This is a genomic window from Halomonas sp. ND22Bw (assembly GCF_003011945.1).
GTDB lineage: Bacteria > Pseudomonadota > Gammaproteobacteria > Pseudomonadales > Halomonadaceae > Halomonas > Halomonas halophila.
In genome coordinates, this window is sequence record NZ_PXWD01000108.1 from 1 (window position 1) to 504 (window position 504).

General features: G+C 65.7%; 1 protein-coding gene. It reads left to right on the plus strand.

Annotated features, from left to right (window positions below; genetic code table 11):
• The first annotated feature begins 196 nt into the window (after positions 1–196).
• Entirely contained in the window at positions 197–379 is a 183-nt protein-coding gene (locus CVH10_RS17200) for a hypothetical protein (protein ID WP_106489337.1), read from the plus strand.
• Positions 380–504: the final 125 nt, after the last annotated feature.

Consider the following 504-nt stretch of genomic DNA (forward strand, 5'->3'; position numbering starts at 1 on the left):
ACATCACCCGAGGCCGAGTGAGGTGATCATGCCGTTGCCCAATAACAAGCTGTTCTGGCTGCTGGCTGCCCTGGTGGCCAAGGCCAGCAACGCCTGGAACTGGGTGCGCTCGCACCTTGGGCGCTGGTGACCATCATGCCGTGTGCCGCCTGCGCCCGTCGGCGTGCCTGGATCAACAAGTGGAGGGCCATCGCCCATGAGCGTGCCCGAGACGCCGCTGCTCGAGCAACTGGTCTCCGGCCAGCAGCAAATGCTGGCGGAACAGCGCAAGACGAACGAGCTACTGGTCCTGCTGATCGAGGCTCTGGCCGATGAGCAGGATCCCGACGAGGCAGCCGCGACTCACTACCTCGACGGCACGCCGATGGCTGAATCATGAGTGAGCGACCCTGGCGCCGGCTATACAACACCCGGCGATGGCATCGCCTGCGAGCGGCCCAGCTTCGGGACGAGCCTCTCTGCCGTTACTGCACGGCACTGGGCAAGGTGACCCCGGCGCGCATC

Bases quoted from the DNA above. Each gene is read 5' to 3' on its own strand.
- CVH10_RS17200 (WP_106489337.1), top strand. From the start codon at position 197: ATGAGCGTGCCCGAGACGCCGCTGCTCGAGCAACTGGTCTCCGGCCAG.